A 17282-nucleotide genomic window follows, 5' to 3' on the forward strand; every position below is an offset into this window, starting at 1 on the left:
AGTTCACTTGCGCACATAGGTCAGCTTCTTGGTGCCGCCCTCACAGCTGCCGATGACCTTGGCGTCGCCGACCTTGTCGTTCTCGACGGCAGCGATCTCGTAGTTCTTGACGCCCTTGGCATCGAGCTTGGCGGCGATCTCGGCCTTGAGTTCGTCGCAGGGCTTGGCAGCGGCGAAGGCGCCGGTGCAGGCGGCGGACAACACGAAGACGGTGAAAAGCTGGGACATGAGGCACCCGAGGCTGGAAGTGATGGATGGGATTGTGGAGGACACCGTACCCCCCGCAAGGACGGGGGCCGCAAGCGGTCGAGCGACAACCTGCTCCCTAAAATCCGCCGACTCAAAAAACACAGAACACCGAGGGAGGGTTCATGCTCAAGTGGCGGCAACTGGGGTGCCTGCTGGCGCTCGCCATGGTTTTGACAGGTTGCGGTGGGGGCGGCGGAGGCGGCGGCCAGGACTCGTCCTACCAGCTCACGTTCTCGCCCGGCACCTTGACGGCCAGCTATGACCAGGGCTGGTCCATGCCCATGACCGTGACGGGCTCGTTGGACCGCCCCGTCGACAAGACACTCAACGTCGCCATCATCGACAGCGAGGGTGTCCTCGAGCCCGCCATCAAGCTGAATGCCGGCGCGGGCTACAGCTTCGTGGTCAACATCACGCCCAAGGCCTCGCTGGCGGCGGGCGAGCATTCCGGATCGCTGCAGATCAAGCTGTGCTTCGACCAGCCCTCGGTCTGCAGCTCGCAGCTCCCCGGTTCGCCCTTTTATCTTCCCTACCGATTCAAGGTCACCATCCCGCCGGCCGCAGTGGCCAGCCCGGAGCGACTGTCCGTGGACGACTATCCCGGCGAAGCGCAGCCGATCACGCTGTCGGCGCAGTTGGCCAGCGGCCAGCTCTACTACCCCAAGATCATCGACAAGGCGGGGGTGTTCCAGGCCAGCCCGCCGATGACGACAGGCAGCAACACGGTGCGCGCCACCCTGACCATGAGTTCGACGCTGGCGCCGGGCAGCTACACCGGCAACGTGGAGATCCATGTCTGCAAGGACCCCGCGTGCACCGAGGAGGCCCCCAACTCACCGGCGCTGGTGCCCTATGCCGTCACGCTGAAGCCGTCCACCAACCTGACACCGCTGGCCCGCGCAGCCGGCGTCGGTGAATGGGCCCAGCACCAGGCCAACGCGGCGCACACCGGCTATGTGCCGGTGACGCTGGACCCGGCCAAGTTCAACCGCCGCTGGCGCTGGTCGGTGCCGGCATCGCTGGACGCCATCCATCCGGTGGTGACGTCCAACGGCAGCGTCTATGCCTTGGCCAACGGCTTCTCGTCGTATCAATACACGCTGTTCGCGCTGTCGGAGCACGACATGTCGCTGCGCTGGAAGAAGGAATTTGGCAGCTTCAGCACGGTGAACCCACCATCCTCCGAAGCCGGCCAGATCTACCTGGCCACCAGCGGTTACTCGGACGCCGCCATGTGGAGCTTTGACGGCAGCACCGGCGCAGTCGGCTTCCGCACGCCCTTCCGTTCGCAAGGGCAGCACTACCTGGCGCCCGCGATCGCCAATGGTGCCGTCTATACCAACGGCGGCTATGTCGGTGGTCTGTTGAGCTTCGGGCTGGGCAGCGGCGCGCAGAACTGGTTCACCGACCTGTATACACAGGACATGTGGACGCCGGCCGTCGATGCGCGTCATGCCTACAGGCGAGCAAACAACGATCTGCAGGCCTTCGATGTGAGCACCGGCCAGCTGGCGTTCAGCATCGTCGACGCCGCCAGCCAGAGCACTGACCAGACCGGCGCGCCGATGATCATCGGCACCAACAATGTCGTCGCGGTGAGTGGCGGCACGCGGCTGGCGAACTTCGATCTCACGACCCGCAGCGTCAAATGGGCCATCACCGGCTCGTTCGCCATGACGCCCGCGGCCGCCAAGGGCGTCATCTACATCGCCAACGGCGCCAAGCTCGAGGCCCGCAGCGACACCGATGGCAGCCTGCTGTGGTCCTGGACGCCCGGCGAGGCCTCCGCGACCCCTTTCGACGATGGCGCCAACTACGCCCATGTCGGGCGCAACATCGTCGTGACGGACAACCTCGTCTTCGTCAGCTCGACCACCCAGGTCTATGCCATCAGCCTGAGCAGCCACCAGGCGGTCTGGTCCTTCCCCAGGGCGGGCCGGCTGTCGCTGTCGCCCAGCGGCCTGCTCTACATCAACGTGACGCCGCCCCACCCCGCCACGGGCCTGTATGCGATCAACCTGAACTGAGGCCCGCCCGGCTCAGCCCTCGCGGTCCCAGACGACGCCTTCTTCCGTCAGCATCGCATCCAGCGCCACGTCCAGCGCGCTGGGCTTGAGCAGCGGCAGAAAGCCGTGCGCGTAGCCGATGCCCACCGCCGCGGGCCGGGGCTGCAGCTCCGACAGGGTCTTGTCCATGAAGCCGCCGCCATAGCCCAGGCGCAGGCCGCAGGGGCCGAAGCCCAGGCAGGGCACCAGCATCAGCTGGGGCCGGAATTCCTCGGTGCCCTTGGGCTTGGGGATGTGGAAGGCGTCTTCCTCCATCGGGCAACCGGGATACCAGACATGAAAGCGCAGCGTGCCGTGCTCCTTGTCGACCACCGGCAGACCGATGCGCCTCTCGGGGTGGTCTTCGCTCCAGCGATAGAGGGCCGGCAGCGGATCGAACTCGCCCTTGATGGGCCAGTAGGCGCCGATGGTGGTTTCCGGGCGGCGCAGCAGCCAGACGCGCAGCACCTCCTGCAGGTCGGCAGCCAGGCCCAGGCGGTTGGGCAGGGCCAGGCGTTGTTCGATCAGCTTGTGCCGGATGGCGGCGCGGTCGTTGGCGTCCAAGGGTGAGAACTTCCTGGCTGACCTGGGAATCTGGCCATTGTGGGCCATGGGCCGGCATCACTACAGTCGCGCCACGCAATCGCCATCAGGGACAACAACAGATGCTGGACAAGCTCAATCAACTCAGTGAATCGAGCGGGGCGCTCAAGCCGGGCCGCGGCATGGTCAGCGGCGTCATCGCGCTGATGCTGGCCATCCTGTGCTTTCTCGGCGTGCTGGCCTTCCATTTCCCCGAATACCTGACGACACCGCAGTTGCGTCAGGCCTATGACGTGGAAGTCATCCGGCGCCTGCTGTATTGGAGCCTGGTAGTGGCGGGCGGCCTGGCCCTGTTCAACATCGTCTTCAGCCGCCAGCGCTGGCTGGCCCTGTGGACCTTCGTGCTGCTGGGCCTGGCCCTGGGCCTGGGCGGCCACAAGGTCGAGGTGGATCCCAACTTCCCCGACCACACGCCCTATGTCGGCCTGGACTGGTTCATCCTCGACCTGCTGGGCTCGACGCTGATCTTCGTCTTCATCGAGAAGCTGTTCGCGCTGCGCCGCGACCAGCCGGTGTTCCGCCCCGAATGGCAGACCGACTTCCAGCACTTCATCGTCAACCACCTGGCCGTCGGCTTCGTGATGCTGGCCACCAATCTGCTGGTGCACAAATTCTTCGGCTGGGCGGCCAAGGACGGCATCCAGGGCTGGGTGCAGAACCTGCCCTTCCCCATCGCCCTCTTCCTCATCATCCTGGTCGCCGACCTGATGCAGTACTGGACGCACCGGGCCTATCACGAGGTGCCCGCGCTGTGGCGGCTGCATGCGGTGCATCACAGCGTGAAGAGCATGGACTGGCTGGCCGGTTCGCGCCAGCACATCCTGGAGCTCATCCTGACCCGCACCCTGGTGCTGGCGCCCATCTTCGTGCTGGGCTTCAGCAAGGAGGTCATCGACGCCTACATCGTCGTCGTCGGCTTCCAGGCCGTGTTCAACCATGCCAACGTCAGCGTGCGCCTGGGGCCGCTGCGCTATGTCATCGTGACACCCAACTTCCACCACTGGCATCACTCCCAGGACCAGGAGGCCCTGGACAAGAACTACGCGGCTCATTTCGCCTTCCTGGACCACCTGTTCGGCACGGCCGTGCAGTCGGAGCGCAAGTGGCCGGAGCGTTATGGCGTGCTGGGCGACTATGTGCCGGACGGCTTCCTGCGCCAGTTGCACTTCCCGTTCACCTGGAAAGGCTGAACGTGGCAAAGCCCCCAGACGCCTTCACCGAGCTCTGCATCGAGATGCTGTCGCCGCTGGGGCCCGTGCGCCCGCTGCGCATGTTCGGCGGCCAAGGGCTTTATGTGGACGGCCTCTTCATGGCGCTGATCATCCAGAACCAGCTCTACCTGAAGACCGACGACACCACGCGGGAACGCTTCGTCGCCGCCGGCTGCGAGCCCTTCACCTACGAGACCAAGACCGGCGAGGTCCAGGTGCTGAGCTACTACCGGCCGCCCGAGGAGACGCTGGAGTCGCCGCCGCTGATGCTGCCCTGGGCGCGGCTGGCCATGGAGGCGGCACTGCGCGCGGCGAACGCCAAGAAGCCCAAGAAACCCGCCGCCAGCAAGACGCCGGCGGCCAAGAAAACTTCAGCGGCTAAAAAGAAGACGCCCACCAAGAAAACCGCGGCGCGCGGCTGAGGTCGGCGGCACCAGCAGCTCGAAGTCAGCAGCCGGCCAGCCCTCCAGCACGGCCGTCTGGCCCGGGGCGAGGGCCACGGCCTCACCAGCTTCCAGCCACTGGTCTTCAGCCGGCTCGTCGGCCGTGCCGGACAGGGTCAGCCAGACGCGGCCACGGGCCACTGCCAGGCGGCGTGCCTCGGCGGCACCGGCCAGGGTCAGGGCCCGGCCACCGTCCAAATGCCATGTAGATTGCGCATCACTCATGATGACTCTCCTGGGTTGATGTCAGGGATTCTGCTGATTTCACCCAGGGCGGTCCAATGACTCCGCCGCGCGGATTGATACCATTCGCGCATGAATCAGCCGATGCGTCAGCGTCCCTTGTCGATTGGCCCCCTGCGCGCCTTCGAGGCCGTGGCCCGGCTGCTGTCCTTCCGCGCCGCGGCGGACGAGCTGAGCCTGACGCAGTCGGCCATCAGCCGGCAGATCCAGTCCCTGGAGGAGGAGATCGGCTGCACCCTCTTCCTGCGCGGCACCCGCAAGGTCGAGCTGTCCAGCGACGGCGCCCAGCTGCTGCCGACGGCCGTGGCCGTGCTGTCCAAGCTGGACCAGACCGTGCGCCAGATCCGCCGCGCGCGCGGCCGGCGCATCGTCAACGTCAGCACCTTCGCCTCCTTCGCCTCGCTGTGGCTGATCCCGCGCATGGAAGCCTTCCAGCGCGAACACGAGGACATCGACATCCGCGTGTCGGCCTATGACCGCAAGGTCGACCTGGAAGAAGGCGAGAGCGACCTCGCCCTGCGCTACGACGACCGCCCCTCGGTGCCGGCGGACGCCGAGCAGCTGTTCGAGGAAATGCTGTCGCCCTGCGTCAGCCCCTGGTATCTGCAGAAGCCGCCGGCGCCGCTGAAGAAGCCCGCCGACCTCCAGGGCCACGCCCTGGCCGAGGAGGACGATCCCCGCCCCAGCGCCGAATACCTGAGCTGGCGGCGCTGGTTGACGGAGATGGGCGAGCACGACCTGCAGCCGCGTCGCTGGCTGTATCTGAACTTCACCTACCAGCAGGTGCAGGCCGCCCTGACCGGCCAGGGCGTGGCCCTGGCCCGCCTGCCCCTGGTGCACGAGCATGTGCAACGCGGCGAACTCGTCGAGCCCTTCGGCAAGCAGGGCCGGCTGGGCAGCCCCTTCAGCTACTGGCTCATCATGGGCACGGGCGCGGCCCGCCGGCCCGAGGTGCAGCAGTTTGCGGAATGGGTGAAGCAGCAGGCCGCCCTCACACGCGACGCGCTCGCCGGGGTCTAGCCCGATGTGGAAGCGCATCGTCCTCTACGGCCTGGCCCTGGCGGCCGGCACGGGGCTGCTGCAATGGCTGGACTACCGCCACCTCGCCCGGGCCCAGTCCGAAACCTTCTACATCGCCGTCATCGCCCTCGTCTTCCTGGCCCTGGGTGCCTGGGCCGGCATCCGGCTGCTCGGCCACCGCGCGCCGCCGCCTCCGCCCTTCGACGGCAACCCGCAGGCCCAGGCCAGCCTGGGCATCAGCCCACGCGAACGCGAGGTGCTGGAGCTGCTGGCGGCCGGCCTGAGCAACAAGCAGATCGCCGACAAGCTGAATGTGTCGCCCCACACGGTCAAGACGCATGTGGCCCGGCTGTTCGAAAAGCTCGACGCGCGGCGCCGCACCGAAGCCATCCTGAAGGCGAGAGAGCTCGGTTTGTTGCGCTGAAGGGCTGATTTCAGCGAAATCACCCATTTGTCCGATGGCCTTGGCGGCCCGAACATCGTTCCATGGCGGCTCTTTCAACCCGCCATGAGGCTTCCATGCTGAAAACCATCCTGACCTTCGGCGGCGCTGCCGGCTTGGCTGCCGGTGTGCCGCTGTTCGCCCTGCTGATCCTGAACCGGGGCGCGCCGCCGGCGCACGGCATGCTCATCGGCTACACGCTGATGCTGATCGCGCTGAGCCTGGTCTTCGTCGCCACCAAGCGGCGCCGCGACGACGAACTCGGCGGCGTCATCCGCTTCTGGCCGGCCTTCGCCCTCGGCCTGGCCATCAGCCTGGTGGCCAGCGTCATCTACGCCGCGGCCTGGGAGGTGACCCTGGCCGTCACCAAGATGGACTTCGGCACCGAATGGGCCAAGATGTATCTGGCCCAGAGCAAGGCCAAGGGCCTGCCCGAGACGGAGCTCGCCAAGCTCGCCGCCGAGATGGACGAGTTCAAGCGCAACTACGCCAACCCGCTCTACCGCTTCCCCATGACCATGTGCGAGATCCTGCCGGTGGGCCTGCTGGTGTCGGTGGTGTCGGCGGCGCTGCTGCGCAATCCGCGCTTCATGGCGAGGCAGCGAACCTAGACTGCATCGATGCTGCGTCGCGACTGGCCCGACTACTCCGTCACCGAATATGTGCTGTGCGGCCTCTTCCTCGGCGGCGCCATCGTCTGCTTCATCGTCGCCGGCCACGCATGGTCTGGCGACGAGGGCTTCACGGCGCTGGAGGCCGCTGGCGGCGCCCTGCTGTTGCTGGGCGGCTGCGTCGATCCGGTGCGCTACGTCGTGGACACGCTGACCGTCCCCTGGCATTTCAGCGAGCCGGCCGGGCGCGACACCTGGGTCACGCGCATCGCCGCTGGCCTCGGACTGGCGATGTGGCTGGCCGGTGCGGCCGGCAATTGGTGGACGGCCTGATCAGGCCGCCACGACCTTGGCCAGTGCCTGAGCCATGGCCTGCTGCGAGCGCAGCACCTCGTTGACGCCGGCGTCCTTCAGCCACTGAGCCTCTTCGCGCGTGTGCGCCACGACGGCGCAGCGCAGCTCGGGGTTGAGCTGCCGCGCCGCGGCCAGCATGGCCGGCACGCCGCGCACATCGGTCACGGCGACGACCAGCCAGGCGGCCTGGGCGATATGGGCCTGCACCAGGGTCATGGCCTCCGCGGCCTCGCCCAGCACGGCGGCCTGGCCGGTGGCGCGCAGCTTCTCGACGACCTCGCGGTCATGGTCGATGACGACCAGCGGGCGGCTGCCCAGCTCGTCATGCAGGGCCGTGCCCAGCGAGCCGTGGCCCACGAGCACGACCTGGCCGGCCAGCGCGCTCTCGGGCGTGTCGGCCGGCAACTCGGCCAGTGGGTCGTCGCGCGCCTCCAGCTTGCGCGCCCAGGCCGAGCGCTTCAGCACCCAGTGGCGCAGCGGCTCCACGCCCGCGAACAGCACCGGGTTGAGCGCGATGGAGACGATGGCACCGGCCACGACCAGGCTGGTCGCCTCGGCCGGCACCAGGCCGAGGCTCTGGCCCAGGCCGAGCAGGATGAAGCTGAACTCGCCGATCTGCGCCAGGCTGACCGCCACCGTCAACGCCGTGGACAGCGGGTAGCGCAGCAGCAGCACCAGCACGCCCGCGGCCAGCGTCTTGCCGATCAGGATGACAGCCACGGTGGCCAGCACGGCCAGCGGCTGCTCGATGAGGACGCGCGGGTCGAACAGCATGCCGACGGCAACGAAGAAGAGCACCGCGAAAGCATCGCGCAGCGGCAGGCTCTCGTGGGCCGCGCGCTCGCTGAAGGCCGATTCGCGCAGCACCAGGCCGGCGAAGAAGGCGCCCAGGGCCACGCTGACGCCGAACAGCGCCGCCGCACCCACCGCCAGGCCCACGGCCGCGGCCACGGTGGCCAGCGTGAACAGCTCGCGCGAGCCGGTGCGGTTGACCTGCCACAGCATCCACGGCAGCAGGCGCCGCCCGGCCACCAGCATCACCGCGACGAACACGCCGACGGCCAGCAGCGTCTTGCCAATGGTCAGCCACAGCGCGCTGCCGCTGGCACCGCCCTCGCCGCCCAGCACCGGGATCAGCACCAGGGCCAGCACCATGGCCAGGTCCTCGACGACCAGCCAGCCGACGGCGATGCGGCCATTGCCGGTATGCAGCAGCTCGCGCGACTCCAGCGCCCGCAGCAGCACCACCGTGCTCGCCACCGAAAGCGCCAGACCGAAGATCAGCGACGCCGGGAGCGCCCAGCCCCACCACCCGTGCGCCATCGCCGCGCCCATGCCGGTGGCGGCTGCCATCTGCACCAACGCACCGGGCAGCGCAATGCCCTTGACCGACATCAGATCGCCGACCGAGAAGTGCAGGCCGACGCCGAACATCAGCAGCATGACGCCGACCTCCGACAGCTGCTGGGCCAGATGCACGTCACCGACAAAGCCCGGTGTGTGCGGCCCGATCAGCACGCCGGCCAGCAGATAGCCCACCAGGGCCGGCAGCCGCGCCCATTGCGCGAGCAGGCCCAGCACCAGGGCCAGGCCAAAGGCGGCGGCCAGCGTCGAGATCAGGGTCATGCCGTCATGCATCGTGAGAGGGTTCCTGTCAGTCGGGAGCGATGAGTTCGCGTTCGGTGAGGACGAGCGTCAACGCGCGGTCATGCGCCTCGACGGGGAAATGGGTCTCGGCACCCGACCAGGCGAGGCCGATGGTCGTCACGCCGGGATGCAAGGCCAGCCAGCGGTCGAAGTAGCCGCCGCCATAGCCGAGGCGAAAGCCCGCGCGCGTGAAGCCCACGCAGGGCACCAGCACCACGTCGGGCACGGCCACGGCACCAGTGGACGTCGCGATGCCGCATTCGTCCTGGGCCGTCGTTGGGCCGCCGTCCCAGCGGCGGAACACCATCTCGGCCGGATCGCGCCGTGCGAACGGCAGCGCGCGCGGGAAGGGCAAGGCGCCGGGATCGAACTCGCCCGGCAGCGGCCAGTAGACGCCGAGCAGCTCAGGCTCCAGCTGAGCCAGCAGTTCGCGCAGCGGCCCGTCGAGGGCGGCCCGCGCGGTCTGGAAGGCCGGGCTGGACGCGAACTCGCGGCGCGCGGCCAGCAGCTCGCGGCGCAGGGTGGGTCGGTCGGGAGGGGCGGCACTCATCGGCCTATTAAAACCCAGGCCCCGTTTCGGTCCTCAGCCCTGAGGATGAAGGCTGGGCACGGGATGGCGCGCAGCGTACCGCCGGGACTATGGTCGCCGTCGTCTTCAGCCCTTCTGGGAAGCCGCCATGCCCACGCCCGACGCCCCCTTCCATCCCATCATCTATGTGCGCGGCTACGCCATGTCGCGCGGCGAGATCGACGAGACCACGGCCGACCCTTTTTGCGGCTTCAACCTGGGATCGACCATGTACCGCGCCGTGCCGAACAAGGACGAGAGACCGCGCAAATACGTCTTCGAGTCGCCCGTCGTGCGCCTGGCCTCGGAGTACGGCTACCAGGACGTCTACGAGGACGGCTACGACATCGTCGACCCCGAGTGGGAGGCCGACTCCCTGGGCAAGCCGACCGACAACAAGCTCGGCAGCCGCTGCATCGTCATCTACCGCTATTACGACGCCGCCTCCTCCTACCTGGGCAACAGCAAGACCCCGGAGATCGAGGATTTCGCCAAGGGCCTGTCCAAGCTCGTGGCCCGCGTGCGCGACCTGGTCTGCAAGAACCCGGAGAACAAGATCGTCCCGGCCGACTTCCGCTGCTACCTCGTCGCCCACTCCATGGGCGGCCTGGTCTGCCGCGCCTTCCTGCAGAACGTCGCGCTGGACACCGAGAAGGTCGCGAAGCATGTCGACAAGTTCTTCACCTATGCCACGCCGCACAACGGCATCGACGTGCTGGGCCAGAACATCCCGTCCTGGCTGAGCGTCAACGACATCTCCAACTTCGACCGCGACAAGCGCATGCCGGCCTATCTGGACCTGGCGGCCGCGGCCAAGAAGTACAAGCGCGTGGACCTGCTGCCCGAAGCCCGCTTCCCGTCGCGGCGCGTGTTCACGCTGGTGGGCAGCAACCGCCTCGACTACGAAGCCGCGGCGGGCATGTCGCGCAGCTTCGTCGGCCATGGCAGCGACGGCCTCGTCAAGATCGAGAACGCGACGCTGTGCGGGCTGGACGCCAAGGGCAACATCACCGAGCAATGCGCCAAGGCCTTCGTCTACCGCGCCCACTCGGGCTACTTCGGCATCGTCAACAGCGAAGAGGGCTTCCAGAACCTGTCGCGCTTCCTGTTCGGTGACGTGCGCGTGGACCTGTGGCTGGAGATCGACGACATCCGCCTGCCCGACCCGGTGCAGAAGGAGGCCGACGCCGGCCGCGCCGTCAACGCCCTCTACCAGATCGAGGTGCTGGCCTCGCCACGCGGCAAGCTCTGGTTCGTGAGCCGGCGCACGTCGGAGGAAGACTCGGTGGCCTGCGTGGCCCAGGCCAACTGGAAGAAGGATTCCAGCCAATACCTCAGCACCGTCTTCCTCGCCAACCGGGCCAAGGTCAACCCGCGCCGCAAGTCGCTGGCCTATGGCATGACGTTGGGTGTGCGCGTGCCCGACTACGAGATCGAGAAGCGGCTCTGGCTCAACGAGCACTTCGAGGGCGGCTATCTGTTCCGCAATGCGCTGATCCTGGAGATGGTGCCGCCGACCAGCGGGGGCGAAACCTGGAAGGTCAAGTACGCCTGGCAGGACGCCGGCGTGTCCATGGCCGACACCGAGATCGCGCCCAAGCAGCTGAAGTCCGGGCGCATCGAGGTCAGCGTGCCTTTCGACAGCAGCGCCGTGGCGGCCAACGGCAAGATGAAGCCGACCAACCCCGGCATCCGCGGCCGGCTGCGCTTCGAGATCGAGGGCTGGAACCTGGACGCGGCGGACTGAGGCCGAGCGTCAGCCCCGCGCGCGGCGACGCCAGGCCAGCAGGGCCATGCCGCCCAGCAGCAGGGCCGCACTCTGCGGCTCGGGCACGGCGGTGATCTGGTAGACGAAGCTGTGGTCGCGGTAGTTGAAGTCGCCGCCGCTGGGCAGATCCTCGAAGGCGAGGTTGGTGCCGGCCGGCACCTGGGCATCGCCGGCAAAGGCCTTGGCCCAGACATGGTTGACGCCGTCGCTGTTCAGGCTCACGTCGCTGTAATAGCGCGCCGCCCCGCTGTTGGCATCGATGAAGAACACCAGGCTGTCGCCGGCCGACACCTGGCCCAGCACGAAAGTCTGGCCATAGGCGCTGCCATGGTTGGACAGTCCGGGCGTGCCGTCGACGCCATTGATGCGCACGCCGACGAGGTTGGTGAAGCCGCCGGCCTCGCCGGTGTAGTAGGCCACCAGCAGGCCGCTGGCGCCCGCCGTGAAGCTGCTGGCCGGCGCCTGGGTGCCGGGCGTCGGGTAGACGTCGGGGTTGGCCTGGGCAGACAGGCTCAGCAGCAGGGCCGAGGCCAGGAGGACATGTTGTGCGGCGGTCTTCATCCACAGTCTCCTTGTCGATCGGCGTCATGATCAGCGAGACTGGTAGCGCTATCCAGCCCCTAACTCTTGGGCCGCCCCAGCCGAGGGCGCCAGCCTGCGTAAAAGGCGAAGCCGCGGGTTTGCCTGGGTTAAATTCAGGCAGGAGGCGCGGCGCTCGGCCAGCTGGCCGGGACGCACGCAGTGTTGGGCAGTCACGGGCGTCAAGCGCATGAGTCAGATCGGTGGTCGAGTTTTCCAATGCATGGGCCGCGGCGCGCTGGCCCTGCTGTTGTCGGTGGCACTGAGCGCCGATGCCGCGCCGTCGGCGCCACCCGAGTCCGACCTCGCCGTGCAGGCCCGTGATGCCTGGGTCAAGCGCGACCGCAAGCGCCTCACCGCCCTCGTCGACGCGGCCCGCGCGCAGAACCATCCGCTGGCCGGCTGGGTCGAGTATTTCGACCTCAATGTCCGCCTGGCCGAGGTGCGCCAGCCGGAGATGGACGGTTTCTATGCCCGCTACCCCGGCAGCTATGTCGAGGACCGGCTGCGCAACGACTGGCTGCTGGAGCTGGGCCGCCGCCGCGACTGGGCTAACTTCAAGCGCGACCATACGAACTACCAGATGCGCGACGACCGCGAGGTGGCTTGCTATGCCATGCTGGCCGACCATGTCGCCGGCACCAAGGCCGACACCGAGGCCGCCCGAGCAGAGTTTGTGAACGCCGCGCGAGCGGCGTGGATGGCCCAGAAGGACGGCGACGACGGCTGCCTGCAGCTCGCCAGCGTCCTGGTCGACGCCGGCCAGTTCAAGCCCGACACCCTGTGGGCCAAGGCGAGGCTGGCCACCGAACTGAGCCGCCCCCGCGCCGCGCGCCAGGCCGTGTCCTTGCTCAACAGCAAGCCCCTGGACCAGAAGCTCGCCGAGCTGCAGGACAACGCCGGCCGCTATCTGACGCGCAAGGCCCGCACCGCGCCGAGGCCCGAGGCCGAACTGACGGCCCTGGCCCTGGCCCGCGTCGCCGCCAACGACCCCGGCCAGGCCGGCGACCTGCTGCAGGACAAATGGAAGTCGCTGTCGCCCGAGCTGCAGGCCTGGGTCTGGGTGCAGGTGGGCCGCCAGTTCGCCCTGCGCCTGCAGGACGGCGCCCTGACCGCCTTTGCCCGCGCCGAGAAGCTGGCACCCGACCTGGCCTGGACCGACGACGCGCTGGCTTGGGCAGCCCGCGCCGCCCTGCGCGTGCGCCAGCCCGCCACGGCCCTGCGCGCCATCGAGCGCATGACGTCGGCCGAACAGCGCGATCCGACCTGGGCCTACTGGAAGGCCCGCGCGACGCGCCAGAACGGCGACCAGCCAGCCGCGCGTGCCCAGCTCGCCACGCTCGCGGCCACGCCGCTGAACTACTTCGGCCGCCTGGCCGCCGAGGACCTCGGCCTGCCCACGCCGCTGCCGCCCGCGCCCGCGCCGCTGACGGCGGAGGAGCGGCGGGTCGCGCGCCAGCATGCGGGCCTGGCGCGCGCGCTGCGCCTCATCGACCTCGGCCTGCGCAGCGAAGGCGTGCGTGAGTGGAACTTCTCGCTGCGCGGCATGAACGACCGCGCCCTGCTGGCCGCGGCCCAGGAGGCCTGCGACCGCGAGGTCTGGGACCGCTGCATCAACACCAGCGAGCGCACCAAGGCCGAGATCGACATCAGCCAGCGCTACCCCACGCCTCACCGCGCCGAGCTGCAGCGCGAGGCCCAGGCCAGCGGCATCGACCCGGCCTATGTCTACGGACTGATCCGCCAGGAATCGCGCTTCGTGCTGGACGCCCGCTCCCATGTCGGCGCCGCCGGCCTGATGCAGGTCATGCCCGCCACCGCCAAGTGGACGGCCAAGAAGGCCGGCCTCAACTACAGCGCCGAGCTGATGCACGACCGCGACTTCAACCTGCGCATCGGCACCCAATACCTCAAGCTGGTGCTGGACCGCTTCGACGGCGCCCAGGCCCTGGCCGCCGCGGCCTACAACGCCGGCCCCGGCCGCCCGGCGCGCTGGCGCGACGGCCCCGTCATGGACGCGGCCATCTGGGCCGAGAACATTCCCTTCAACGAGACGCGCGACTATGTGCGCAAGGTGCTGCTCGGAGGCGCCATCTACGCCCAGGTGATGGGTCTGCCGGCCACCTCGCTGCGCGAGCGTCTGGGCGTCAGCATCGGCCCGGCGGGCGCGCGCGAGGCCGACGTCAGCGATGTGCCGCCGGCGGCGGTGGGGGACAAATCATGAGTCTTTCCGTCCTTGTTCTCGGCGGCAGCGGCTTTGTCGGCCGCGCGCTGTGCGAGCAGTTGCTGAGGCGCTGCGGCGCCGATGTGCGCATCACCGTGCCGACGCGCCGTCTGCCGCATGCGCAAAGCGTGCAGAGCCTGCCCGGTGTCACGGTCGTGCAGGCCGATGTCTTCAAGGACCTGCCCCGCCTCATGCCCGGGCACGACGTCGTCGTCAACCTCGTCGCCATCCTGCAAGGCAGCATGGCCGCCTTCGAGCATGTGCATGTGGAGCTGCCCAAGCGCATCGCCCACGCCATGAGCGACGCCGGCGTGAAGCGCCTCGTCCACATCAGCGCCCTCGGCGTGGCCGAGCATGCGCCGTCGCGCTATCTGCGCAGCAAGGCGGCCGGCGAAGCCGCCCTGCAGGTCGCGGCCCAGACCCATCCGCTGGAGCTGACGCTGGTGCGACCGTCCCTGGTGTTCGGCGACGGCGACGAGAGCGTCAATTTCTTCGCCTGGCTGCAGGGCCTGTTCCCGCTGATCCCCCTCGGTGGCGCCGGGGCACGCCTGCAGCCGGTGTGGGTGCAGGATCTGGCCCGTGCCCTCGTCGAAGTGCTGCTGCGCCGCGAGTCCGTCGGCCAGACCTACGAGATCGCCGGCCCGCGCGAGCTGACGCTGGCCGAGCTGGTGAAGCTGGCGGGCCGCGTCTCGGGCCGCGAACGGCCCGTGCTGGCCCTGCCCCACGCGTTGGCCACGCTGCAGGCCCTCGTCATGGAATGCCTGCCCGGCGTGCCCAAGCTGTCGCGCGACAACCTGGCCTCGCTGAGCGTGCCCAACGTGCCCAGCGGCCAGCTGCCCGGCCTGGCCGAACTCGGCATCCGCGCCAGCTCGCTGGAGGCCGTGCTGCCGACCTATCTGTCGGGCAAGGGCGGTGTCGCGCGCCTGGATGCCTGGCGCGCCAGGCATTAATCCCTTGCGGATTGCTCAACCCTGACGCGGCCTGCGGCCCCTAAGCTCGGTCGCCTGTTCAACGCGGTCCCGTCATGAAGCTCTACATCGGCAACAAGAACTACTCGTCCTGGTCCATGCGCAGCGGCGTGCTGCTGGCGGCCTTCGGCATTCCCTTCGAAGAGGTCAAGCTGCGCTTCGACTTCAGCGAAGGCTCGGAGTGGAACCAGGTCATCGCCGGCATCACGCCCACCAAGCGCGTGCCCGTCATCGTCGAGGCCGACGGCTTCGCCGTCTGGGACACCCTGGCCATTGCCGAGTACATCGCCGATCGCCATCCCGAGCACGCCATCTGGCCGCGCGACGCCAGGGCCCGCGCCCGCGCGCGCAGCCTCTGCGCCGAGATGCATGCCGGCTTCACGCGGCTGCGCACCGTCTGCCCGATGAACATCGAGGTCTTCTTCCCCGACGTGGGCCAGAAGCTCTGGGCCGAGGACGAAGCCCTGCGCGCCGACGTGGCGCGCCTGGACGCCGCCTGGAGCGATGCGCTGAAGACCAGCGGCGGGCCCTTCCTGTTCGGCGCCTTCAGCGCGGCGGATGCCTATTTCGCGCCGGTGGCGGTGCGGCTGAGCCGCTTCGGCCTGCCGGTCTCCGAAGCGGCGGCCGCCTATCGCGATGCGCTGCTGGCCCATCCGGCCGTGGAAGACTGGATCGCCGACTCGATGCGCGAGCAGGACTTCATCGCCGAGGACGAGCCGTACAGAAAGAGCCGCTGACATGCTTGAACTGCGCCCCAGCTGCGAGCACTGCGATGTCGCCCTGCCGCCCGAGTCGACGGCAGCGCGCATCTGCAGCTTCGAATGCACCTTCTGCGCGGACTGCGCGGAAGGGCTGCTGAGCACTGTCTGCCCCAACTGCGGCGGCGGCTTCGTGCCGAGACCGGTGAGGCCGGCGCGGAACTGGAAGGGCGGCAACTACCTCGGGGACTATCCGGCGCGGACGGTGCCGAAGTTCAGGCCGGTGGATCTGGAGGCGCATGCGCGGTTGGTGGAGTCGCTTGCTGGGCTGGCGCCGGAGAAGCGGTAGGAGGCTTTGTGAAGGTCCTCATGACTCGCGTGCAGTGCCGCGGGAATCCGCCCCGCGAGGGCGGGTAACTTTCTTCTGACGCGCCAGAAGAAAGTTACCCGGCCGCCGGGACGGACTCCCGGCAATGCAACGGGCAGACACACACTCGCCCAAGCAACCTTAGAACTCCACCACCGAGCGAATGCTCTCCCCGCGCCGCATCAGCTCGAAGCCCTCGTTGATGTCCTCGAGCTTGAGCTTGTGCGTGATCAGCTCGTCGATCTTGACCTTGCCGTCCATATACCAATCGACGATCTTGGGCACATCGGTACGCCCGCGCGCGCCACCGAACGCCGAGCCTTCCCAGTGCCGCCCCGTCACCAACTGGAACGGCCGCGTCGCAATCTCCGCACCCGCCGGCGCCACGCCGATGATGATGCTGCGGCCCCAGCCCTTGTGGGTGCACTCCAGGGCCTGGCGCATCAGCTGCACATTGCCGACGCACTCAAACGAATAGTCGGCGCCGCCGTCGGTCATCTGCACGAGGTGGTCCACGACATTGGGCACGTCCTTGGGATTCACGAAGTCGGTCATGCCGAACTGCCTTGCCATCGCTTCGCGGCCCGGGTTGATGTCGACGCCGATGATCTTGTTGGCGCCCACCATCCTGGCACCCTGGATGACGTTCAGGCCGATGCCGCCCAGGCCGAAGACGACGACGTTGGCGCCCGCCTCCACCTTGGCCGTGAACAGCACGGCGCCGACGCCCGTCGTCACGCCGCAGCCGATGTAGCAGACCTTGTCGAAGGGCGCGTCCGGCCGGATCTTGGCCAGGGCGATGCCGGGCACGACGATGTGGTTGGCAAAGGTGCTGGTGCCCATGTAGTGGAAGATGGGCTCGCCGTTCAGCGAGAAGCGCGACGTGCCGTTGGGCATCAGCCCCTTGCCCTGCGTCGAGCGGATGGCCTGGCAGAGATTGGTCTTGCGACTCAGGCAGAACTTGCACTCACGGCATTCCGGCGTGTACAGCGGAATGACATGGTCACCCGCCTTCAACCACGGCACCTTGCTCTCCAGCACGACGCCTGCGCCTTCATGGCCCAGCACGGCGGGGAACAGGCCTTCGGGGTCGGCACCCGACAGCGTGAAGTCGTCGGTGTGGCAGATGCCGGTGGCCTTGACCTCGACCAGGACCTCGCCGTCCTTCGGCCCCTCCAGGTCCAGGGTCTCGATGGTCAACGGCTGGCCGGCCTTCCAGGCAACGGCGGCTCGGGTCTGGAT

At 68.4% G+C, this 17282-nt stretch carries 19 protein-coding genes; 12 read left to right on the top strand and 7 right to left on the bottom strand.

Features of this window, described 5'->3' with window-relative positions; all coding sequences use genetic code 11:
- Positions 1-3 precede the first annotated feature (3 nt).
- Entirely contained in the window at positions 4-228 is a 225-nt protein-coding gene (locus AC3WOE_RS15340) for a DUF1161 domain-containing protein (RefSeq protein ID WP_492691568.1), read from the bottom strand.
- A 185-nt stretch (positions 229-413) separates the two neighbouring features.
- Here AC3WOE_RS15340 and AC3WOE_RS15345 point away from each other — a divergent pair, with 185 nt between their 5' ends.
- Positions 414-2276 (top strand): outer membrane protein assembly factor BamB family protein, encoded by a 1863-nt coding sequence (locus AC3WOE_RS15345; protein WP_492691569.1) that lies wholly within the window; start codon positions 414-416, stop codon positions 2274-2276.
- A gap of 12 nt (positions 2277-2288) precedes the next feature.
- On the opposite strand, the gene AC3WOE_RS15350 is transcribed toward AC3WOE_RS15345, so the two are convergent.
- Positions 2289-2906 (bottom strand): 5-formyltetrahydrofolate cyclo-ligase, encoded by a 618-nt coding sequence (locus AC3WOE_RS15350; protein WP_492691570.1) that lies wholly within the window; start codon positions 2904-2906, stop codon positions 2289-2291.
- A gap of 53 nt (positions 2907-2959) precedes the next feature.
- Here AC3WOE_RS15350 and AC3WOE_RS15355 point away from each other — a divergent pair, with 53 nt between their 5' ends.
- The gene (locus tag AC3WOE_RS15355) at positions 2960-4087 is read left to right on the top strand and encodes a sterol desaturase family protein (protein ID WP_492691571.1); all 1128 of its coding nucleotides are present in this window, start codon (positions 2960-2962) and stop codon (positions 4085-4087) included.
- A gap of 2 nt (positions 4088-4089) precedes the next feature.
- Complete coding sequence (locus AC3WOE_RS15360; protein WP_492691572.1) at positions 4090-4530, top strand: TfoX/Sxy family protein; 441 nt, start codon at positions 4090-4092, stop codon at positions 4528-4530.
- Here AC3WOE_RS15360 and AC3WOE_RS15365 read toward each other — a convergent pair.
- A complete protein-coding gene (locus AC3WOE_RS15365) occupies positions 4480-4776 on the bottom strand; it encodes a DUF2917 domain-containing protein (protein ID WP_492691574.1) in 297 nt (98 codons plus the stop codon). The genes AC3WOE_RS15360 and AC3WOE_RS15365 overlap by 51 nt on opposite strands.
- Before the next feature lie 90 nt (positions 4777-4866).
- Between AC3WOE_RS15365 and AC3WOE_RS15370 the strand changes: the two genes are divergently transcribed.
- From AC3WOE_RS15370 to AC3WOE_RS15385, 4 genes are all read left to right on the top strand, one after another.
- Entirely contained in the window at positions 4867-5814 is a 948-nt protein-coding gene (locus AC3WOE_RS15370) for a LysR substrate-binding domain-containing protein (protein WP_492691576.1), read from the top strand.
- Between the two features lie 4 nt (positions 5815-5818).
- Positions 5819-6238 (top strand): helix-turn-helix transcriptional regulator, encoded by a 420-nt coding sequence (locus tag AC3WOE_RS15375; protein ID WP_492691578.1) that lies wholly within the window; start codon positions 5819-5821, stop codon positions 6236-6238.
- A 95-nt stretch (positions 6239-6333) separates the two neighbouring features.
- Positions 6334-6867, top strand: coding sequence for a DUF4199 domain-containing protein (locus AC3WOE_RS15380; RefSeq protein WP_492691580.1), 534 nt, complete (start codon positions 6334-6336; stop codon positions 6865-6867).
- A gap of 9 nt (positions 6868-6876) precedes the next feature.
- Positions 6877-7200: a hypothetical protein gene (locus AC3WOE_RS15385; RefSeq protein ID WP_492691582.1), complete on the top strand. Its 324-nt coding sequence runs from the start codon at positions 6877-6879 to the stop codon at positions 7198-7200.
- Here the strand turns inward: AC3WOE_RS15385 and AC3WOE_RS15390 are convergent, their stop codons facing one another.
- Both AC3WOE_RS15390 and AC3WOE_RS15395 read right to left on the bottom strand, forming a co-directional pair.
- A complete protein-coding gene (locus tag AC3WOE_RS15390) occupies positions 7201-8859 on the bottom strand; it encodes a cation:proton antiporter (protein WP_492691584.1) in 1659 nt (552 codons plus the stop codon).
- A gap of 16 nt (positions 8860-8875) precedes the next feature.
- A complete protein-coding gene (locus tag AC3WOE_RS15395) occupies positions 8876-9418 on the bottom strand; it encodes a 5-formyltetrahydrofolate cyclo-ligase (protein WP_492691585.1) in 543 nt (180 codons plus the stop codon).
- Positions 9419-9545: 127 nt separating this feature from the next.
- Here AC3WOE_RS15395 and AC3WOE_RS15400 point away from each other — a divergent pair, with 127 nt between their 5' ends.
- Positions 9546-11183 (top strand): esterase/lipase family protein, encoded by a 1638-nt coding sequence (locus AC3WOE_RS15400; RefSeq protein WP_492691587.1) that lies wholly within the window; start codon positions 9546-9548, stop codon positions 11181-11183.
- Between the two features lie 9 nt (positions 11184-11192).
- Here the strand turns inward: AC3WOE_RS15400 and AC3WOE_RS15405 are convergent, their stop codons facing one another.
- Positions 11193-11765, bottom strand: a complete 573-nt coding sequence (locus AC3WOE_RS15405; protein WP_492691588.1) for a DUF4114 domain-containing protein — start codon at positions 11763-11765, stop codon at positions 11193-11195.
- A gap of 208 nt (positions 11766-11973) precedes the next feature.
- Between AC3WOE_RS15405 and AC3WOE_RS15410 the strand changes: the two genes are divergently transcribed.
- The 4 genes from AC3WOE_RS15410 to AC3WOE_RS15425 all read left to right on the top strand — a co-directional run bounded on the left by AC3WOE_RS15410 (position 11974) and on the right by AC3WOE_RS15425 (position 16022).
- Positions 11974-14007 carry a lytic transglycosylase domain-containing protein gene (locus AC3WOE_RS15410; protein WP_492691589.1) on the top strand — a complete coding sequence of 678 codons (2034 nt, stop codon included), beginning with the start codon at positions 11974-11976 and terminating at the stop codon, positions 14005-14007.
- Complete coding sequence (locus AC3WOE_RS15415; RefSeq protein WP_492691590.1) at positions 14004-14957, top strand: complex I NDUFA9 subunit family protein; 954 nt, start codon at positions 14004-14006, stop codon at positions 14955-14957. Before AC3WOE_RS15410 ends, AC3WOE_RS15415 begins: the two co-directional genes overlap by 4 nt.
- A gap of 74 nt (positions 14958-15031) precedes the next feature.
- Positions 15032-15712 carry a glutathione S-transferase gene (locus AC3WOE_RS15420; RefSeq protein WP_492691592.1) on the top strand — a complete coding sequence of 227 codons (681 nt, stop codon included), beginning with the start codon at positions 15032-15034 and terminating at the stop codon, positions 15710-15712.
- A gap of 1 nt (position 15713) precedes the next feature.
- Complete coding sequence (locus AC3WOE_RS15425; protein WP_492691594.1) at positions 15714-16022, top strand: DUF1272 domain-containing protein; 309 nt, start codon at positions 15714-15716, stop codon at positions 16020-16022.
- A gap of 159 nt (positions 16023-16181) precedes the next feature.
- Here AC3WOE_RS15425 and AC3WOE_RS15430 read toward each other — a convergent pair whose 3' ends face one another.
- Positions 16182-17282 carry an S-(hydroxymethyl)glutathione dehydrogenase/class III alcohol dehydrogenase gene (locus tag AC3WOE_RS15430; RefSeq protein WP_492691675.1) on the bottom strand — a complete coding sequence of 367 codons (1101 nt, stop codon included), beginning with the start codon at positions 17280-17282 and terminating at the stop codon, positions 16182-16184.

It is taken from the genome of Roseateles sp. FW305-36, assembly GCF_058787015.1.

Coding starts and splice junctions, on each gene's coding strand:
- AC3WOE_RS15375 (WP_492691578.1), top strand. CDS start 5,819: ATGTGGAAGCGCATCGTCCTCTACGGCCTGGCCCTGGCGGCCGGCACG.
- AC3WOE_RS15345 (WP_492691569.1), top strand. CDS start 414: ATGGTTTTGACAGGTTGCGGTGGGGGCGGCGGAGGCGGCGGCCAGGAC.
- AC3WOE_RS15405 (WP_492691588.1), bottom strand. CDS start 11,765: ATGAAGACCGCCGCACAACATGTCCTCCTGGCCTCGGCCCTGCTGCTG.
- AC3WOE_RS15350 (WP_492691570.1), bottom strand. CDS start 2,906: ATGGCCCACAATGGCCAGATTCCCAGGTCAGCCAGGAAGTTCTCACCC.
- AC3WOE_RS15385 (WP_492691582.1), top strand. CDS start 6,877: ATGCTGCGTCGCGACTGGCCCGACTACTCCGTCACCGAATATGTGCTG.
- AC3WOE_RS15370 (WP_492691576.1), top strand. CDS start 4,867: ATGAATCAGCCGATGCGTCAGCGTCCCTTGTCGATTGGCCCCCTGCGC.
- AC3WOE_RS15390 (WP_492691584.1), bottom strand. CDS start 8,859: ATGCATGACGGCATGACCCTGATCTCGACGCTGGCCGCCGCCTTTGGC.
- AC3WOE_RS15340 (WP_492691568.1), bottom strand. CDS start 228: ATGTCCCAGCTTTTCACCGTCTTCGTGTTGTCCGCCGCCTGCACCGGC.
- AC3WOE_RS15365 (WP_492691574.1), bottom strand. CDS start 4,776: ATGAGTGATGCGCAATCTACATGGCATTTGGACGGTGGCCGGGCCCTG.
- AC3WOE_RS15420 (WP_492691592.1), top strand. CDS start 15,032: ATGAAGCTCTACATCGGCAACAAGAACTACTCGTCCTGGTCCATGCGC.
- AC3WOE_RS15355 (WP_492691571.1), top strand. CDS start 2,960: ATGCTGGACAAGCTCAATCAACTCAGTGAATCGAGCGGGGCGCTCAAG.
- AC3WOE_RS15425 (WP_492691594.1), top strand. CDS start 15,714: ATGCTTGAACTGCGCCCCAGCTGCGAGCACTGCGATGTCGCCCTGCCG.
- AC3WOE_RS15395 (WP_492691585.1), bottom strand. CDS start 9,418: ATGAGTGCCGCCCCTCCCGACCGACCCACCCTGCGCCGCGAGCTGCTG.
- AC3WOE_RS15410 (WP_492691589.1), top strand. CDS start 11,974: ATGAGTCAGATCGGTGGTCGAGTTTTCCAATGCATGGGCCGCGGCGCG.
- AC3WOE_RS15380 (WP_492691580.1), top strand. CDS start 6,334: ATGCTGAAAACCATCCTGACCTTCGGCGGCGCTGCCGGCTTGGCTGCC.
- AC3WOE_RS15400 (WP_492691587.1), top strand. CDS start 9,546: ATGCCCACGCCCGACGCCCCCTTCCATCCCATCATCTATGTGCGCGGC.
- AC3WOE_RS15415 (WP_492691590.1), top strand. CDS start 14,004: ATGAGTCTTTCCGTCCTTGTTCTCGGCGGCAGCGGCTTTGTCGGCCGC.